Consider the following 17,100-nt stretch of genomic DNA (forward strand, 5'->3'; position numbering starts at 1 on the left):
GCGCCGTACGCATACGACGAAGGCCGCCTGATTGACACATGCGCGCGAGCGCGGCGAGTTCTACGATGGCGTTGCGTGAAGGTCAGGCGGCTTGCTGATCGGCGGACTTGCCGGCTTGGTGCAGGAGCTTCCATTCCCAGGGCAGCAGTTCGCGCAGCCGCGACGCGGGAAGATCGGCGATCCGGGCGAGGACGTCGGCGAGCCAGGCCTTTGGATCGACGTCGTTGAGGCGGCAGGTCGTGATCATCGTCAGCATGATCGCGGCACGGTCGGCGCCACGTTGGCTACCAGCGAAGGTCCAGTTGCGCCTTCCCAAGGCAATGCCTCTCAATGCACGCTCAGCGCAATTGTTGGTCAAGCAGATCCGGCCATCGTCGAGGAAGCGGACGAAGTCGTCCCAGCGCTTGAGCATGTAGTTCATGGGCTTCAGGACCTCGGCGGAGCGCGAGAGGCTTTCTCGCTCGCGGAGCAGCCAGTCATGCATGTCGTCGAGCAGCGGCTTGCTCCGCTCCTGGCGCACGGCACGCCGCTCGTCGGCACTACGGCCGTTGATGGCGCGCTCGATCTCGAACAACGCATCCAGACGCCTGACCGCCTCCAGCGCGATCGGGGAGACCGGTTTGCCCTTGCGGCCTTCCCGGGCGGCTTTCTCGATGTCAGCCAGTTCGAAGAATCCCCGCCGCGCATGGGCCAGGCAAAACGCCGGCGTGATCGGCATTGCTTTCCTTTTTGGGTCGAACAACGGCTCGAAGCCGCCATAGCAATCCGCCTGCAGAATGCCGGCGAAGGCGGCCAGATGCTTCTGAGGATGTTCGCCCCGTCGGTTGCCCGAGGCATAATAGACCGCCGCCGGCGGCGCAGGCCCGGCGAACGGCCGGTCATCCCGCACATAGGTCCAGATCCGGCCGGTCGTGCACTTGCCCTTCGCCAGGATGCGGATAGTGGTGTCGTCGCCATGAAGGCGCTCGGCCGCGAGCACATGACGCTCGATCAGCTGGAACAGCGGCATGACGGCGAAGGTTCCGTGGCCGACCTGGTCGGCCAGCGTCGACAGCGGCAGGTCGATCCGCTCAGCCTTGAAGCGCACGCTCTGGCGATTGAGCGGGATATGCATGCCGAACTTGTCGAACAGCATTGTCGCCAGCAATTGCGGACCGATGAAGCCGCGCGGCGTGGCATGGAACGGTGCCGGCGGCTGGCTGATCTTCTCGCAATCGCGGCAGGTGAACTTCTCGCGTATCGTCTCGATCACCTTGAAGCGACGCGGGATCTCCTCCAGCGTCTTGGTCACATCCTCTCCGACCTTCGCCAGCCGAGATCCACCGCAGCAGGCGCAGCTCGTTGGAGCCTCAATGACGACGCGCTCGTGTTCGATGTCGTCCGGCCATGGCTGGCGAACCGGCCGCTTGCGCATGAAGGGGCGAACGTTCTGCGTCTTCGCTGCTGCGGCCTGCGCGGCAAGCTCATTCTCGGTCGCCGTGGTGGCGAGTTCTTCGAGCTCCAATTCCAACTGCTCGAGTAAACGCGCCGTGCGCTCGGAGCGCTGCCCGTGCAGTTCGCGTTTGAGCTTCTCGATCCGTAGCTCAAGATGAGCGATCAGCACCTCGCTGTCCGATAGCTCCGCCCGCGCGTTGGCGGCATCCGCGACTGCCACATCGCGTTCAGCCTGCAACGCCTCGCGCTCGGCCAGCAGAGCAAGGTAGGCTCTCGTGAGATCCGAAGGAAGGTCGTCCGGCTTCGATGTCATGACGCCATTGAATCAGATCGAGCATCAGATTCAAACCCAAAACGATTATCCGACCCGCGTCGGCCGCTGGGTTTCTTGCGGATTGCGCCAATCGATCCCGGACAGCAGATAGCTCAACTGCGCCAGCGAGATCGTTACCGCTTCACCGGCAACCGATGGCCAGATAAACTTTCCTCTCTCGAGTTTTTTTGTGAACAAGCAGGCTCCCTGACCATCGTGCCAGATCACCTTCACAAGATCGCTGCGGCGACCGCGGAAGACAAACAAATGACCGCTGAGCGGTTCTTTGTGCAGCACCTCCTGCACTTGGAGGGCCAGCGACGGAAAGCCTCTGCGCATATCCGTGTAGCCTGTCGCCAGCCACACTCGCACATTCCCTGGTACAGCAATCATCGGCGTCCAAGCACATCGAGGACCCGCGCCAGCGCCTCCGGATCGACGTGCGCATCCACCCGGATGCACCGTCGGTTGCCGAGATCGATCTCTATCAATCCAGTACGTGCGGCTGCCGCCGAGCGAACTCGGCCATCAACCGTAGGCAAAAGCTTCGCAGTTTCTTCAGTCGAAGCCGCTACGGCGGCGATCTGCACCGGCGTAAAAGATGGTGCAACTTGTTCCGATGTCCGTGCTTGTCGACGCCAGGTAAACACCAGGCTGGCCGCTACTCCGTTGCGCCGCGCAACCTCAGTTACCTTCGCGCCCGGTGCCAACGTCTCCTCGACAATCCGTGCCTTGTCGTCCTGCGACCAACGCCGCCGCCGCTCCAGCCCGCCTAAAACCTCGACCCGCATCGCCTGATGACCTTAAAGCTAGACTTAAGGTCACACGCTTCGCGAATTACCAACCCTCACGCAAGACGGCCCCCATCGGAGGCGTACGATGCGCCGCTCGGCTGTTCGCGAGTTGCGACTTGATCGGGCAGCGCGAGACTTTGCGTTTGAGCAAAGGATCGTCAGATGTTGAGCCAACTGAAAGGAGCTTTTCGATGCTCAGGCGCGGGCTCATTTTTTTACAGCCGTCCTACTTAGCTTCTCCTTCTCAAGCTGAGATGATTTCGTCCGCAAAAGCCCGGCGCGGAGCTTGCTGGGCAGCCTCCACCGGCTGAAGTTGCGCGCTGGCCGCAGTCGCAGAACATTGTTACGTGGGAGCGCAACGTGAGGAGGCTGATATTCCCATCCTATCCGTTTGCCTTGTAATGATTGGCGCCACTTTGTTGGCGATACTTACGATCGCACCGCGTCTGAATTTTTGGACGGACGATCTCTTAATGGTAGGCTTTCCTCTGCAGCCTTAGGTCGAGTGCAAGGAGATTTTACTGGCTTGGCAATCCGCCGGGCGGGGTGGAAGACATTACTGCCTCACTAACCTCCGGCGGACGGCGATCACTGCCGCGAGGTGATGCGCAGGATCTGTGCGTTGTTGGCGGTCACGACCGTATCATTGGCTGTCGCGATCACGACACGAACGAACTGCAGGAACTTGGCGGTATCGACGGTGGCTGCGTTAGCAGCAAACAGAACGTCCTTGTCGCGCATATCAAATTTAGTCGCCAGGAAGTATGCGGCGGGATCGCGGAAGTCTGCATTGTAGACCACCGGCACCGTTGGCCCGACGAACTTGGAGCAATCCACGCCTAGCCGTTCTGCGAGCTCGCGCGGCTCACGGCGATAGAGGTACACGCCGCTCGGCTCCGCTTGGCCATCCAGGAGGCCCCCCGCCTTCGCCATCGCTTGCGCCATGTTGATCTTCCACATGTCGAACGGGAATTGTCCCTGCTGTCCCGACGCACCGAACGCCAAGAAGATCTGCGGTTCGCGGTAGACATAGATGGTATCGCCGGGATGGACCCAGACATTGTTGGCGGGAGTATAAACCAGCGCACCGAACGGAACCGTCGCGCGCTTGCCGTGACGCTCAAGCGTCACCCAGGTTTCCCAGCCCTGCCCCTTTGGACCACCGGCGCGCGAGATGACGTCGAGGACCCGCTCACCAGCCGCATTTGCCGTCAGGCGCGTCGGGGCATTGACCTCGCCGAGAACGCTGATCAGCGAGGTGTTCTGGGTGATTAGCGAGACCACAACCTGCGGCTCGATGGCGCGGTTGCCGATCGCCTTGACGATGTCCTGCTGGATTTCACTGGGCGTACGGCCCGCGGCTTTGACCGCGCCCGCATACGGAACAGTGATGAAACCTGCCGAGTCGACGTTCTGGTTCGGCAGGGCAACGAAATTGCCTGGGCGCACGCCTGCTTCGGCCGGTATGAAAAGACCACCCGCCGCCGCCTCGAAGATCGACACCGCAACCACGTCACCAATGCCAAACTTAATGGAGGGCGGCGGTCGATTGTCAGGGAACGAGCCCGCGATGGCACCGGGCCCGTATTCTTTAAGGATATCGACCACCGTTGGCGTGAGCGTCACCAACCCATATTCCGGGCCATTCTTGGTGTGCTCGCTCTTGATGACGTGGTCCTCAGGACCTGACATCGGCATGATTGCACAGCCCGCAGAGCCGAGCAGCACAGCGGAAAGCACCCCTACAAGAACGAAGCCCCGTTTAAATTCCACCCGAGTTCCCCACTACAACGAACCTCAAATTCCGCGAATTGCCGAGAGGAGTCAATGAATCGCGCTCGAGAACCCGGCTCCTGGGGAGAATAGGCTGGAGGTTGTTGCAATGCGGTTACAGGCGAGCAGCTGGGGGAGACAATCTAATAGGCGTTCCTGCGGCGGGTAAGCTCCAAGCAAGTGAGCAGCAGGATCTTTAGATCCAGCGCCAAGCTCCAATTGTTGATGTACCAGAGGTCGCAATCCACCCGGCCCTTCATCTGCTCGACAAACGCGGTTTCGCCGCGATAGCCTTTAACCTGAGCCCAGCCCGTAATACCCGGTTTGACATGGTGCCGGAACGCGTAGTCGCAGAGCAGCTGGCCGTAATGCCCATCATGGGCCAACGCATGCGGCCGCGGCCCCACCAAGGACATCTCCCCTTTCAACACGTTCAGAAGTTGTGGAACTTCATCGATGCTCGTTTTGCGGAGCATGCGTCCAGTCCGGGTGACGCGCGTATCAAATCGCTTCGCCTGCACCACGTTGGGACCATCCTCCATGACGGTCATTGTCCTGAACTTGACGATCGAAAATTGATTTTCATTGAACCCGTTCCGTCGCTGCCGAAAGAACACAGGGCCCGGCGAGTCCAGCTTGATCGCTACCGCGCTGAGAGCCATCAGCGGGGCAAGAAGGATCAACCCGATCGACGCCCCGACAATGTCGAGCCCACGCTTGGACAGCTGCTCGGCACGGGACAGCGGGCCGCGCTGAATTTCGACGGACAGCGAATTTTGTACCCGGAACGACGGGTTCTGAGTAAGGGAGCGCACCCGCCGATCCGGCAACAGCTGCACCGGCAGCGGCGAAATCCGAAGCCCATCCCGCATCAGCTCAATCTTGCGGGTATCGCTCCAAGGGAAGGCCAAAACAATACCCTCGGCGCCTTGCGCGCGTGCCGCGGCAATGGCGCGCTCTAGCGCCGCGAGCTCGTCTTCGCTTAGGGCAAAGCCGCCTGTCGCGGTGGGAAGCATCACACGCTCCACTTCGGTCAGACCAAAGTTTTCCAACAACTCTCCAAGACCTATCGACGCCAGTTCCTCGCGGGTCCCGAGCAACACGATACGGCGCCCCCGGACCTGCCCATCCGCAACCACACTCAAAACCAGCCGTTTGGACATTCGGCGGCAGACCACCAGCAGCAAGGGGGCAAGCAGGCCAAAGCAGATCATGGAGCCGCGCGAGTAAACCGCGCCGCTTTTCATCAAAAACGCCAACGAGGTCAGCAGCAGGCACACCAGGGTCCATTGGCCAAGGATTCGCCCAATATCCCTCCGCTTCTTTGCAAGAGCAGCCCGAAGATCATACAGACCGGTAGCCTGTCCGATGATCACATAAAGCATCGCTGCGACAATCCCCTGAGCCACGACCGGCTCCAGGTTAAGTTCGGCGTTTGCGAGCGTTTGATAGATCCCGGCGCCCACAAGGCTCGATAATACGATCACGGCAGCGTCCAAGACTGCCAAGAAGTACGCTAGGCTTGAGTAGGGTATTTTCAAGCCAAACCAGCGGCCGTCTAATGCACCACCGGTCGCCGCACCGCGGTCAGGGGCATCAGGCAGCTTGGAGGACGTCGCCTCGCCTCGTTTTGAGAGTGAAGTTCGCGGGATCAAAAATCGCCTCCTACGAAAACAAACAGGCCACCGCCGCCAAGAATCACTCTAGCCGCTGCAATGCAGCAGAATTATGCAGAAAACTGAAATCAAAGGCTCTATAATCGTCCCTTACTGCCAACATGATGAGCTCAGAGTCAAGCCATTGTTTTCCATCATCATTCTGAACCGGCTGACTGTCGCCTTGGCATTCACGTTAATCTTTCTGGCCACAACCAGCGCCAGTTTCGGTCAACCCCCTCGCGGGACGCGGGGGTGCGGTCCAGGACTTGGCTCCGAAGAACAGATAAATTGCGATAAACAATTTTCCGAGCAGCTGCGCAGCAGCAGCGGCATTGTGACACTCGCCCAAGGCTGGCAGCTGGTGAAAACCAAAAGCCCGACGGGGGGACAGGATGCCATCTCGGTCATGCACGTTGCCGATTCGGGGAAGTCGGACATCGGCCTCGCTGGCCTGAGCCTTCAGTGTGGTCAAGAGCGCCAGAGGATCGACGTGATTGTGATTCTTCTAGACCGTTGGTCGCGCACGGATCGTCCCAAGATCGTCCTCACCTCCCCGAGCGGCCGAGCTGCTGAATTTGAGGCATCCGTCACTCAGGCCGGCGAGGCTCTGTTACTACCGAAGAGCGCATCAGAGCTCGTGCAGAATGATTGGCAATCCGCAACGGAGCTTAACGTCGAAATCGACGGCAAGGCTGGTCAGATTCGGGGGGTTATTCCCGTTACCGGACTGGCTGCCGCGGTCCGCACCTTGATGGAAAGCTGTGCAGGGCGCTAGCGCTGGATCTTCGGGGGAACGAGTGACGATTCCTTAAGAAGATGGGTGGAATGGTGGCGACGGAGACAGACAATGACCCCGGTCGCCATCTTGCTATTTCTTACGGGCGCGGTCCTCGCGTGGCGCTTTCGCGTCTGGATTCTTGTGCCCTTCTGCCTAATCGCGATCGTTGCCACGCTCTCGATTCAACTTGCCCAAGATCAGCGCTTTGCAACCGCAGTCGGATACGCACTTTTGGCGGGCTGCGCGCCACAATTTGGCTACGCCTTCGGCCTGCTGGCACGAGGCACATTGATGGCTCGCTATTCACCTCGTCAAACTGTTTCTCGGAAGGCGTCGGTGGCCGCGCTTTATCGGCAGACATCGGCTCACGACGACCGGCATATCTGACAGGGGTCTGCGTCCTGAGTGCCGCCCAAAAGAGGGTTTGGCGACGCGGACCACCCGTGCGATAGTGAAGCATCGCCCCCGGCCATCAGCTTTCTTCACTTTCCTCATCCGCCTTGAAGTTCTCCATTGCCGCTCGCGTTTTCCCTTCTGGTCATCCTGTTGGCTGCAGCTGCCGCAACGCCATTCGCCGATGGCATTTTCGTCCAGCGTACGGTGTATCTGCTGGCCCCGCTCATGCTGCTGTCCGCGGCCGCTGCGGCGAGCTTGGCCGATCTTACTGCACTCACCCCGCTCCGCAGGTTTACGCTGGCGGCGCTCTTCCCGATGCTCTGGATGGTGACGCAAATTGCTCCCCTTCCATTCTCCCTCGTGAATCCCATCTGGCCCACAACCGCCGTGGCGTTAAATGAACCGTCGTTGGCGGGGCGAATCACGGTCGACCTGGGAAATACTTTGCGCGGCCTGACGTGGTATTCGGCCCTCCTGTCACTGCTGCTCTCCACCATCCTGCTGGCAAAAGATCGCAAAAGGGCGGAAGTCTTGCTGGTCGTTTTGACTGGCGTCGCGACGTTTATCGTGCTCGCGAGTTTGAGTCAGATCGTGCTCGCCCGGACAGCCTTGCTAGATCTCGGTCTGGCAGAACACAATTCGCTTGCCCTCGTTGGGATCATTGCAGCGCTCGCAAACACCGCAACGATTGCAATGGCAGCGGAGCGCCAGCTTGGTCGCACCGGCACTCTCTTTCCACTGAATGGCCCATTCCTGCTGCGCATTGTCCCAGGCATTGCCGGTCTCATGATGTCTCTTGCTTACCTGGCAACGCTCGAACGAATAGCGCATATGCTGACGGCGCTGGGATTTGCAATCATGCTGTTCATTGCAGCCGTCCGTCGTCTCGGATATCGGCCTTGGCCGGCGGCGCTCCTGGCCGGCCTCCTCATCATGATGGCTGGTGCAGCGACGCTATCCCAGGAGCGACCCGCGACGTGGGCGGATCTGCTAGCTCGGAGCCGAATCGAGAATCAAGACTCTGTAGCGATCACACGGCGTGCCATATCGGACAGCTCGTGGGCCGGCAATGGCGTCGGAACATTCGTCCAGGTTGCCCGCATCTATCAGGACTATGCTGTTGGTATTGCGCCGCGCGCGCCTTCAACCGCAGCGCTGGTTGCGATCGAATGGGGTCGCTTAGCCCTGCCAATCCTGGCGTTATTTGGGCTTCAGGTCTTCTTTTTCGTCTTGCGCGGAGCCGTTGGACGCGGACGGGACTCGTTCTTTGCCAGCACAACTTGCGCCCTTGTGCTTGTCGCAATTTGCGAGAGCTTTGTCGACACGAGCATGTTGAACCCGGCGGTGCAGATCATTCTTGCAGGATTGATCGGGCTGGGCTTTGCGCAAAGCACCGGGCGGACCAGCGCCCTGTAAGCGCGACCTCAGACCCTGGCGCTCGAGATCGTCGCCCAGAGCTTGGAGTTGGGCATCTGCATGCGCACCCAGCGATATGGAACGCGCGACCACGACTTGATCTGCGACGTCATGTTATCCAGCACCAAGTCTCCGCTGTTGGTCCGGACCACGAGAATCAGGTGATGCTCACCGGAATTGACCATGACCTCGCTCAACAGCAAGGCGCGAGCCGGCCAACCGCGCTCCAGCAATTCATGCCGCTTGCTGACCGCATAGTCGTTGCAATCGCCCCGCGCTGGATTGATCAGCCATTGCTCGCCAGCCACGCCGCGTTCATTCCTCTCCGGAGCGATTCCGCGGTTAACCACCTGATTGATCTCCTTGAGATCTGCCCATCGCTCCTCGGTCAGCCGGGCCGGCCCGCCCCGAAACATCGGCCGCGTGCGGCACTCGCCTCGGTATCGATGACAAAATTGGGTAAATGCCATCGGCGGAAGAGTGGGAGTTTCGAGCTTGATGCGCTGGATTGCGGATTGAAGCCCCATTGGCATTCCCACAAGTCCGGCCTGGACCGGCTCAAGCCACATGGAGCCGGCTGCGATGACCCCGAGGGCGATAGTGATGATTCTGCGCATTAGTTGCTCCCCGCATGCTTATTGGCTAGGAAGCTAACGCGAAGGGTTTGAAATTTTGCGGCATCCCGCCATTCAATTAGAAACAAAAGCCACGCAGGGCATTGCGATCCCGTTAACTATGTGAGCGGACCTGAATCATTCGGGCGTTAGCCCCAAAGACTGCAAAGGCGACAAGTTCGGCAAATGCTCAGATTGTCGAGATCGAGGAACAAAAGCCGGATGCCGACGGTGCCCGAGGGCATTCGCATCTATGCGATAAGCGACATTCATGGATGCGCCGATCTGCTTCAGCAGATGTTTGCCGTCATCGACCGCGATCTCACCACAATAGGTTCAAGGCGCGCAATCCACGTTTTTCTCGGAGACTACATCGATCGAGGGCCTGACTCGAATCGGACCATCGAATTGCTGATCGAACGCGGCATGAAGCATGAATCGGTCTTCCTGAAAGGCAATCATGAGGCCTTCCTGTTAGACGTTCTGCACACCCCTTCGCAGCTTCAAGATTGGAAACAGTATGGCGGTCTCCAAACCTTAGCCTCGTATGGACTTAGACCTTCCCTCAATCCTGATCCGGCAGAACAAGACGAACTCATTCGACGATTATCGCAGGCAATTCCGCCTTATCAGTTGCACTTCTTCAACAGCCTGCGTGCGCGCTTTGTGTGCGGAGATTTCTTTTTTGTCCATGCTGGTGTGAAGCCTGGTGTCGCCCTGGCGAACCAACAAGAACAGGACATGCTCTGGATTCGAGACGAATTCCTGGAGAGCAATAAGAATTTCGGGAAATACATCGTCCACGGCCACACCCCCGTCCAGCAGCCAGACATAAGACCGAATCGGGTCAATATCGATACGGGCGCCTATGCGACCGGCAATTTGACCCTGTTAACGCTTCAGGACGACAGTATGATCGCCTTGTAAATCAATGATACGTCGTTTTTGCTTTGGAGATTTGATGCATTCAACGACCCTAGTTCGCGTCCTCCTGTTGAGCCTTGCGGTAGCCGTCGGCTGTTTTGAAATCGTATCAGCGGCCGCAGAACTGACTAGCTCAAAGCGGCCGGATTTTCCAGAGGACCCAACCAAGGCCAGTCTCAGCTCGAACGCTGCACCCGAATGGGTTGGAATGATCTCTCCTTTGCGCTCTGACCTCGAAGGCAATCAGGCTCTACTTCTTGCGCTCCAAGTAATGCAACTGCCAAGAGGCGATAACAGGGTTCGGGCCCAGAGCGAACTTGCCCGGTCGCGTCTGAAGCATGTTGTTTCCATATCGCCATATGATGCTGAGCTATGGCTCGCCTTGGCAGTGCTGGAAGCCCGGCAGGATCCGGAGGGTCCAGCAGCGATCGAATCCTTGAAGATGGTCTATCTCACGGCACCGAGCGAAGGCCGATTGATGCCTCTGAGGCTTGCTTCTGCAACCCGGTTTGATGCCCTCGCCAGCCCCGATGTGAGGGATCTGGTCCAAGGTGACGTCCGCCTCATGTTGACGCGAGAGCCGAAACAAACGCGAGCCCTAGTTCTCGCATATCGGCAAGCCTCAGCCCGGGGCAAGGAATTCCTGAAAGATGCGATCCGGGCTATCGATCCCGCGCTTCTCAACGTGCTCGGGGGCTAGTCGAGCCGGCCTGCTGCCGGCGGAGGAGTTTGGCCAGCCGATCCAGTTTGGAGCATATTGCCCGTTCCTCGCGAAGCGTCTAAGATTAACACAACTGGGGGACCCCAAATGCGATCAATTCTCGGACTACTTACGCTCACCCTGGGCATGTGGACCTTGTTGACACCGTCCTACGCCGCAGACTACGCCGTGCCTGCGCAAAGGACAGCGGCGCGTATTCCGTACATTGACCGAGGTCCCAATCCGTACTGCGGGCCCCGCTGCGGATGTCCCACCGTGGCGCAGGTTCGGCACAGGTCGCTGCAACAGGCCTACCCCGCCACATTTGATCCACGCACCAGGGATGAGCCTCACTATTACTATGGGCCGGTCCACACTTATGTGCGTTACGTGAACCCCTTGGATCCTGAGCGGGTCTTGACCTACTAGTTGCCACGCAGCCTTAAGCTCCGTTTAACTGCGGCCGTATAGCCTCATTCATCGAACGGGGCTAGGTCGATGTTCGCCATTCAGTTGCTGTCGTGCGCCTTCGTGCTGGGCGCGGCCATTACATTCGGCAGTTACGCGTTGCTGCGGCATTGCTTGATGCAATGGAGTGACGAGTTCTAAAGGCCTAGCGCTGCACGCTTCCAGCCAAACCTTCGTTCGCTGGCCGCGAATTCGGAAACCTGCTCAGCACGGCGGCCTTCATGAATTTGTAATGCGCAATGGAAGAACAGAGTTCTTTCAACCGGCGCTGGCCGTTCTGGATCTCCTGACCGAACAGATCCTGGTGATGGTTATCCAACGCCTCGCGTTCGAGATATTCATCATCACCGTTGCCGAAGGTCACCGCGGCCCGGGCCAAGACATCTTCGACCCGACGGTTCAGGCCCGATTGCTCCCGCTCGGCCGCGTGCAGCGCTTCCTCGATCGCGACCAGAATAGGCTCTATGCGGGTCCGGTCGGTCTCAGCATCCCGTTCAGGCGAACGCGCGCGGAATCCCCGTTCGCCGCCAAAACGGTCTTTCAGGAAATTGTGCGTGCGGGCCCGCAGGAACAGCTGGAACATGCGTGCGTTTTCCGGTTCAAAGCCAGATTAGAAAATGGGTCGGCGATGGTTAATAAACCTTGAAGCTTCTGGGTTGCTCGGCCCGGCTTCGTGCCATCCAGGCCTTCCAGGCACTCTCATGCTTTTGATACAATTCCAGCCAGCGCTTCTGCACCGTGGCCGCCCAAAGCACGCCGTCGTCAAGCGCCTGACCTTTAGCCTGATCGAAGTCGGCCCGGCCCTCGAGGCGCTCGAATTCGAAAGTTTCCTCAACCGTCAAGCCAATCAAGACGCGCTGGCCCGCAGCATCAGGCAGATATCGCCGTGGGGCGTTGTTCCTCAGGCTCATCATGGCGCTCCCCCTTTAGTCATCCACGGACCGGTTGGGCCTCGAGAACGTCGGCGTTATCTCCATGTGTCCCCCAACGGGCCATCGATCAATGTCCAAATTCAAAGGTGCGGAGCAACGATATGCTTGCACTTGCAGTACCGACCGCGAACCGCACGAACAATAGAACGCTGGCTTTAACGTATCCGAATGTGGTTACGTGCCGGAGCCTATTTTTGCTCTGCTCGCACGTGTCACGAAAATAGAACAGCCCATTCCGGCAACCCAAGTTGTAAACACTCAGAATGCACGCCGCGCTCGGACGAATGATGTAGCCTCTCCAGCTGTCGCGGAACTATAGTGCGAGTACAGCCGGCGGCGCTCGTTGCGTTTGCGCGATCGCCAGGCCCGGGTTGCGTAGCCTGCGCCGAAACCGGCAAAGAAGATCGAAGCCAAGACCGCAACTAGCACCATGGGGCAATCTTTCCATACGCAAAACGTTTCCAACTGCGCCCATTGTGGTCGCGCAGTTGTGTCGACATCGTGATGAGTGTCGCTGATTTTCTCATCTCGGCGACAATATCTTGGGCAGCACGGTGCTTAGAAACTGATCGCACGCACTTCAACCGAAGCACCATAGAGACAGCCTCACGAGCAACAGCGTGATGAAATACAGCCAGCCTGCCATCGCAATCATCGCAAGGCTGAAAAATCCGACCTCGAACATACGGTCTCGAACCCTTGCGACCGGCGATACTGTCTGTGTTTCTTGTAGCATGTCGGCGCTTGCACTCTCCGGTCTCAAGCATATCAAATTGAATTCGGCGATCTCATGACACGAAAGACTCGAAGCAAGAATCTCCGTGTGAATGCGATCTTCCCCGAACGATCTGAGACGAGTCGTGTTTAACCCTGCGCGCAACGTTCCGAAGATACACATCCCAGAAAACGACGCTGCAGAGAAATCCTTCAAAGCCACCGACTTCATTCGATCAACGAGCCTCTCTTCGCCACGAAGCAAGCCGGCCTTAGCTCAAGCCAGAGAGAACAGACGAGGCGGCTTTGCGTGAACCGGAGGCAGCGCCGTCCCGCGAACGTGGATCCACTTGCGCCTCCATCACCCTGTTGAACAGTGGAGAGCCGCCCCCATCGGCTGCTCTCTTTGTGGCGAAAAACGTCACAAGGATTCCGCGAAATTGCCTTATCTCGGCTGACCTGCGTGCGTACAATGGTTGGTAATTCGTTCGCTGGGTTTCCCTCAATGCTGGGTCTTTTGCTCTTATTTCTGATTGCGATGACCTCATTTGCGGCGGGGTACGTCACCCGTTCAGCGATCTCGCGGCGGCGGCGGGCGAACTATCTCAAGTTGGAGCCTTACATTCGGCCGTCACGACCATCGAATCCTCCGTCGTTTTTGGTGCGTCCAGACAATCGCAACTCTCCACCGCTCCAGAGACTTGCGTCCGGTGGTCGTCGCGGCAGCTGACGTTGGTGGCTGGTTGCATAAGCGCTTCAACGCGTACGACTGGTGGGCATTATTGTCGTTCGTTTCGCTGGCGCTTATTCTGGGATTTGCCCACTCCGGCGGCCCCGGGTGGGGACCAAGTATTGATCCCTCATTTCTACTTGCTCAATCGACCTTAGCTTTGTTCACCGCATTCGCGCTCTCAGCGCGTGGCGCCCATCCACAACAGGCCCAGGTATGGTTTGGCACCGCCGAACTCCGGGTTCATAGTGGTGGCGCATCAACCAGATGGAAAACTCAATGAACCGTTTCGCAGTGCTTCTCGCGGGGGCCGCACTCCTCGGCACGTCGGCATCCGCTTATGCTCAGGGGACCTACTCCAACGGGATTCGCAACGGATATGCCGGCAGCGCACCACGTTCGACGATCTCGACCACCACGTCTCCAGTCTCGCCTTCCAGTCCCGCACCTACACCACGAAATCTGGGGACGGGCCAAGGACGAACTGAAGGCGCTATGGGGCTCACACCGCAACTGCAACGTGAACTTGGGATCGGGCGGCAACAATGAGCCGCCGCTGGGCAGTGCAGGGCAATTAGGCCCTCGGTCCATTCTGCAGCGCTTCGGTGGCATCACCGGCATGTTTGGCTTTGCAGGCGAAGAACCTGCGCCCCATCGCCTTTATGCCGTCACGACTTAGCCGCGATCAAGCGACCAATGGTGGACTAATCGCTTCGCAATCAGGCTTCCGGGTTCGTGCAGCCGACGGTGCTGTGCATCAGCCTCGATGATTTAAAAAGCATGCTTGCCGCAGCTCTGCTGCGCGGACCTCCGTAACTATACCGTGCGCCAGCCCCAATTTTCTCCCGTTAAGGTTGAGCGGTTAGCTTAATCCGCGTTGTTTGTTGCGAATTCTTACTAATCACTTATCCCATCGTCTCACCGGGCTCCCCAAGCTCGGCCCCACCCAAGCAAAGCCGTCGAGCGACATGGGTCCGCTTGGCGGCTTTGTCCTTGTCGCGACGAGAGGATGATTTCGGTTATGGCGCGCAAGCCCTGGTCGTTCAAGGAAGACCGCCGGCTGATGGAGTTGGCTAAGTCTTCGGCTTCATTGGAGGAGGCGGCGAAACAGCTCGGACGATCGCCCGATGCGATCAAGCGCATGGCCCTGCGCCTTGGTCTTTCGTTGAAAACGAAGGCGAGAAAAAAGGCCTAAGCGAGCGTGCGGCGGCGTTCCGCCAACGACGTCATGATGGCCGCGGGCGCGCGATCGCCGGTTCTGACGAAGAACGAATGCGTCGTGTTGCTGATCGGACTAGAGCAAGGACCTCAAGGCAAGGTGAGGTCGCCGTCCGCCCCGAAGGCTCGACTCCGGCTACATGAAATAGATGCGCTCTAGCCCGGTTCGCCAGGGAACCGAACCAGCGCGCTCGCGTTGACTTCAACTTCATCGCGAGGTCTGGCCGTGGCCCATCTTGCCATTTCCGTCATTCTGGTCTGGTTGGCTATCAATATCGCCTTCGTGGTCTTGCGCTTGCGGGCCACCCGGCCACAGCATGGTGGCAGCCCTCGGCAGGCTTCCATCGCGCCCTACAATCTCGCACCCGCTTCCCTCCGCCATCGAATGAGCCGCCAGAACTTGGGAGCGGAAGGTTAAGAAGCATTTTCCGACAGGGTCCCCCGGTCCGGGGGCAGACGGGTCCCTCGCCTGCCCACCCCAAAGGCCGGTTCCACATGCCTCGCCCGGGCATTAAACCCTATCTTAGCGCGTCCTGATTAGGATCGGCCGACGCTTCCCTCTGTTCCGCCGGGCCGAATGAGATTGCAGCGACCGACTTTCGTATTTGCGGCGTTCGTGCTCGCGAGCACGGCCGCGTTCGGCGTGGCTGGCCACTTTGCGGCAACTTCGTTCATTCGGTACCAGCAGGCCCACCAGCTCGACGAATTGACCGAGGTGGTTCTGCGTCGCGCCGAGTTTGCGGTCGACTTTGCCGGCGCGAGCCTGGGCGAACTCGCGCGGCGCGATCTTGCCGATTGTGGGCCCGCGACGCTGCAGGCGATCCGGCTCCACGTCTACCAACGTTCCGCAATCAAGGATGTGCGCCTCGTCAACCCGGATGGCTCGGTGATCTGTTCGGCCTATTCCGAAACGCTGGAATTCGACAAGGGATGGATCGACCGCCGCGATATGCTTCCCTCGCACGACAAGAACCTTTCGCTCTTCCGTGTTGAGCAATTCGGCGGCGATGCTCTGGGCGTGCTCAAAGACATCAACGGCAATGCCGCATTGGTCGCCATTCTTGGCGTCAACGCCAGCCTGTTCGACATCATGCCCGCCGAGTTGCGCGCCCATAGCGAAGTGATCCTCGCGTTGAGCAACGGCGAGAAACTTGGCGAATTCCTGCTCGATCCCGACAAAGCCTTGCAGGCCCCGATCGATCTCGACAAAAATTCAGCTCGATTCCCACTCCATGCGACCATTCGCCTCGAACGCGGCATCCTCTCGACGTGGAACAACGAGGCTTACTGGCCGACGCTGGCCGTAGCATTTGCAATCGGCGCCCTTTTCGGCGGGCTTTTCGCGCGGAGCCGCCGCATGGAAGGGCCCGTCGCCGATCTCGACCGCGGGCTGGCCGCGAACGAATTCAAGCCGTACTACCAGCCCATCTTCGAGCTCAAGACCGGTCGGATCAAAGGCTGCGAGGTGTTGGCTCGTTGGCTCCTCAAAGACGGATCGGTCGTGCCTCCGATGAACTTCATCCCGCTCGCGGAATCCAGCGGCCGCATCCAGGTCATGACCTGGCAGATCCTGCGATCAGCGCTGTCGGATCTGCAGCCGCTGTTGAAAGCGAACAAGGATTTTAAGCTCTCCCTCAACGTCGTACCAAAGCATCTCTTGAGTGCGGGCTTCATTGAAACGCTCCGCCGCACGGTCATGGCGGCGCAAGTCTCCGCGCGCCAGATCGTCATCGAGGTGACCGAGCGCGACGAGCTCGACGACCTCGCACGCGCCGCAGCCGTGGTCAGCGAATTGCGGGACTACGGGTTTCGCGTCGCCATCGATGACGTCGGCGTCGGTCATAGCGGGCTATCCCGGCTCAAGGGCTTGGGCGCCAATACAATCAAGATCGACAAATTTTTCGTCGACACGATCACCGTGGACGCATCGACTGCCACGATCGTGGAGATGCTGGTCGCACTTGCGAAGGACCTCCAAATGACGGTGGTTGCGGAAGGCATCGAGACGGAGGAGCAGGTCCGGGCGCTTATTTCATCCGGCGTAGAGGAGGGGCAGGGCTATCTGGTCTCCGCCCCACTGCCCTTCCCTCGATTCAACGAGTTGGTCGAGTCACGCTGCTTGGCGCAGAGCGCTAAATTGCCGACCGACGCGGCGTTGGTGGCCTGAAAGGATTGAGCCGTTAACCCGGGACGGCAAACGCGCCGCGCCGCGCCCCTTGCTCAATCAGCCTTAACGAT

Annotated in this window: 15 protein-coding genes; 7 read left to right on the forward strand and 8 right to left on the reverse strand. The window is 59.2% G+C overall.

Annotation, left to right across the window (positions count from 1 at the left end; all coding sequences use genetic code 11):
• Positions 1-82: 82 nt before the first annotated feature.
• The 5 genes from tnpC to RX329_RS34840 form a co-directional block, all read right to left on the reverse strand.
• Positions 83-1,747: an IS66 family transposase gene (gene tnpC, locus RX329_RS34820; RefSeq protein ID WP_085357270.1), complete on the reverse strand. Its 1,665-nt coding sequence runs from the start codon at positions 1,745-1,747 to the stop codon at positions 83-85.
• A gap of 45 nt (positions 1,748-1,792) precedes the next feature.
• Positions 1,793-2,140, reverse strand: a complete 348-nt coding sequence (gene tnpB / locus RX329_RS34825; protein ID WP_085357271.1) for an IS66 family insertion sequence element accessory protein TnpB — start codon at positions 2,138-2,140, stop codon at positions 1,793-1,795.
• The gene (gene tnpA, locus RX329_RS34830; protein WP_085357272.1) at positions 2,137-2,538 is read right to left on the reverse strand and encodes an IS66-like element accessory protein TnpA; all 402 of its coding nucleotides are present in this window, start codon (positions 2,536-2,538) and stop codon (positions 2,137-2,139) included. Before tnpA ends, tnpB begins: the two co-directional genes overlap by 4 nt.
• 591 nt (positions 2,539-3,129) lie before the next feature.
• Entirely contained in the window at positions 3,130-4,314 is a 1,185-nt protein-coding gene (locus tag RX329_RS34835; protein ID WP_317245015.1) for a polysaccharide biosynthesis/export family protein, read from the reverse strand.
• A gap of 143 nt (positions 4,315-4,457) precedes the next feature.
• Positions 4,458-5,801 carry an undecaprenyl-phosphate glucose phosphotransferase gene (locus RX329_RS34840; RefSeq protein WP_317245016.1) on the reverse strand — a complete coding sequence of 448 codons (1,344 nt, stop codon included), beginning with the start codon at positions 5,799-5,801 and terminating at the stop codon, positions 4,458-4,460.
• A gap of 241 nt (positions 5,802-6,042) precedes the next feature.
• Here RX329_RS34840 and RX329_RS34845 point away from each other — a divergent pair, with 241 nt between their 5' ends.
• From RX329_RS34845 to RX329_RS34855, 3 genes are all read left to right on the forward strand, one after another.
• Positions 6,043-6,747 (forward strand): hypothetical protein, encoded by a 705-nt coding sequence (locus RX329_RS34845; protein WP_317245017.1) that lies wholly within the window; start codon positions 6,043-6,045, stop codon positions 6,745-6,747.
• Positions 6,748-6,819: 72 nt separating this feature from the next.
• Entirely contained in the window at positions 6,820-7,137 is a 318-nt protein-coding gene (locus tag RX329_RS34850) for a hypothetical protein (RefSeq protein WP_317245018.1), read from the forward strand.
• 126 nt (positions 7,138-7,263) lie between these two features.
• Positions 7,264-8,562 carry a hypothetical protein gene (locus RX329_RS34855; RefSeq protein WP_317245019.1) on the forward strand — a complete coding sequence of 433 codons (1,299 nt, stop codon included), beginning with the start codon at positions 7,264-7,266 and terminating at the stop codon, positions 8,560-8,562.
• Between the two features lie 8 nt (positions 8,563-8,570).
• On the opposite strand, the gene RX329_RS34860 is transcribed toward RX329_RS34855, so the two are convergent.
• Positions 8,571-9,179 carry a transglutaminase-like cysteine peptidase gene (locus RX329_RS34860; protein WP_317245020.1) on the reverse strand — a complete coding sequence of 203 codons (609 nt, stop codon included), beginning with the start codon at positions 9,177-9,179 and terminating at the stop codon, positions 8,571-8,573.
• 219 nt (positions 9,180-9,398) lie between these two features.
• Between RX329_RS34860 and RX329_RS34865 the strand changes: the two genes are divergently transcribed.
• Together RX329_RS34865 and RX329_RS34870 are read left to right on the forward strand one after the other, a co-directional pair.
• Positions 9,399-10,103: a metallophosphoesterase family protein gene (locus RX329_RS34865; RefSeq protein WP_317245021.1), complete on the forward strand. Its 705-nt coding sequence runs from the start codon at positions 9,399-9,401 to the stop codon at positions 10,101-10,103.
• 34 nt (positions 10,104-10,137) lie between these two features.
• Positions 10,138-10,800, forward strand: a complete 663-nt coding sequence (locus RX329_RS34870; RefSeq protein ID WP_317245022.1) for a hypothetical protein — start codon at positions 10,138-10,140, stop codon at positions 10,798-10,800.
• Between the two features lie 613 nt (positions 10,801-11,413).
• Here the strand turns inward: RX329_RS34870 and RX329_RS34875 are convergent.
• Complete coding sequence (locus RX329_RS34875) at positions 11,414-11,851, reverse strand: hypothetical protein (RefSeq protein ID WP_317245023.1); 438 nt, start codon at positions 11,849-11,851, stop codon at positions 11,414-11,416.
• Positions 11,852-11,900: 49 nt separating this feature from the next.
• A complete protein-coding gene (locus RX329_RS34880; protein ID WP_317245024.1) occupies positions 11,901-12,182 on the reverse strand; it encodes a hypothetical protein in 282 nt (93 codons plus the stop codon).
• A gap of 2,483 nt (positions 12,183-14,665) precedes the next feature.
• Between RX329_RS34880 and RX329_RS34885 the strand changes: the two genes are divergently transcribed.
• Positions 14,666-14,839: a hypothetical protein gene (locus RX329_RS34885; protein WP_162847250.1), complete on the forward strand. Its 174-nt coding sequence runs from the start codon at positions 14,666-14,668 to the stop codon at positions 14,837-14,839.
• Between the two features lie 600 nt (positions 14,840-15,439).
• Positions 15,440-17,029, forward strand: coding sequence for an EAL domain-containing protein (locus RX329_RS34890; RefSeq protein ID WP_317245025.1), 1,590 nt, complete (start codon positions 15,440-15,442; stop codon positions 17,027-17,029).
• Positions 17,030-17,100 lie beyond the last annotated feature (71 nt).

The organism is Bradyrhizobium sp. BWC-3-1 (assembly GCF_032917965.1).
Classification (GTDB): Bacteria; Pseudomonadota; Alphaproteobacteria; order Rhizobiales; family Xanthobacteraceae; genus Bradyrhizobium; species Bradyrhizobium canariense_D.

What these genes read in the sequence shown, in the direction of transcription:
- tnpC (WP_085357270.1), bottom strand. Translation starts at nt 1,747, where the DNA reads ATGACATCGAAGCCGGACGACCTTCCTTCGGATCTCACGAGAGCCTAC.
- tnpB (WP_085357271.1), bottom strand. Translation starts at nt 2,140, where the DNA reads ATGATTGCTGTACCAGGGAATGTGCGAGTGTGGCTGGCGACAGGCTAC.
- tnpA (WP_085357272.1), bottom strand. Translation starts at nt 2,538, where the DNA reads ATGCGGGTCGAGGTTTTAGGCGGGCTGGAGCGGCGGCGGCGTTGGTCG.
- RX329_RS34845 (WP_317245017.1), top strand. Translation starts at nt 6,043, where the DNA reads ATGCAGAAAACTGAAATCAAAGGCTCTATAATCGTCCCTTACTGCCAA.
- RX329_RS34850 (WP_317245018.1), top strand. Translation starts at nt 6,820, where the DNA reads ATGACCCCGGTCGCCATCTTGCTATTTCTTACGGGCGCGGTCCTCGCG.
- RX329_RS34860 (WP_317245020.1), bottom strand. Translation starts at nt 9,179, where the DNA reads ATGCGCAGAATCATCACTATCGCCCTCGGGGTCATCGCAGCCGGCTCC.
- RX329_RS34865 (WP_317245021.1), top strand. Translation starts at nt 9,399, where the DNA reads ATGCCGACGGTGCCCGAGGGCATTCGCATCTATGCGATAAGCGACATT.
- RX329_RS34870 (WP_317245022.1), top strand. Translation starts at nt 10,138, where the DNA reads ATGCATTCAACGACCCTAGTTCGCGTCCTCCTGTTGAGCCTTGCGGTA.
- RX329_RS34875 (WP_317245023.1), bottom strand. Translation starts at nt 11,851, where the DNA reads ATGTTCCAGCTGTTCCTGCGGGCCCGCACGCACAATTTCCTGAAAGAC.
- RX329_RS34880 (WP_317245024.1), bottom strand. Translation starts at nt 12,182, where the DNA reads ATGATGAGCCTGAGGAACAACGCCCCACGGCGATATCTGCCTGATGCT.
- RX329_RS34885 (WP_162847250.1), top strand. Translation starts at nt 14,666, where the DNA reads ATGGCGCGCAAGCCCTGGTCGTTCAAGGAAGACCGCCGGCTGATGGAG.
- RX329_RS34890 (WP_317245025.1), top strand. Translation starts at nt 15,440, where the DNA reads ATGAGATTGCAGCGACCGACTTTCGTATTTGCGGCGTTCGTGCTCGCG.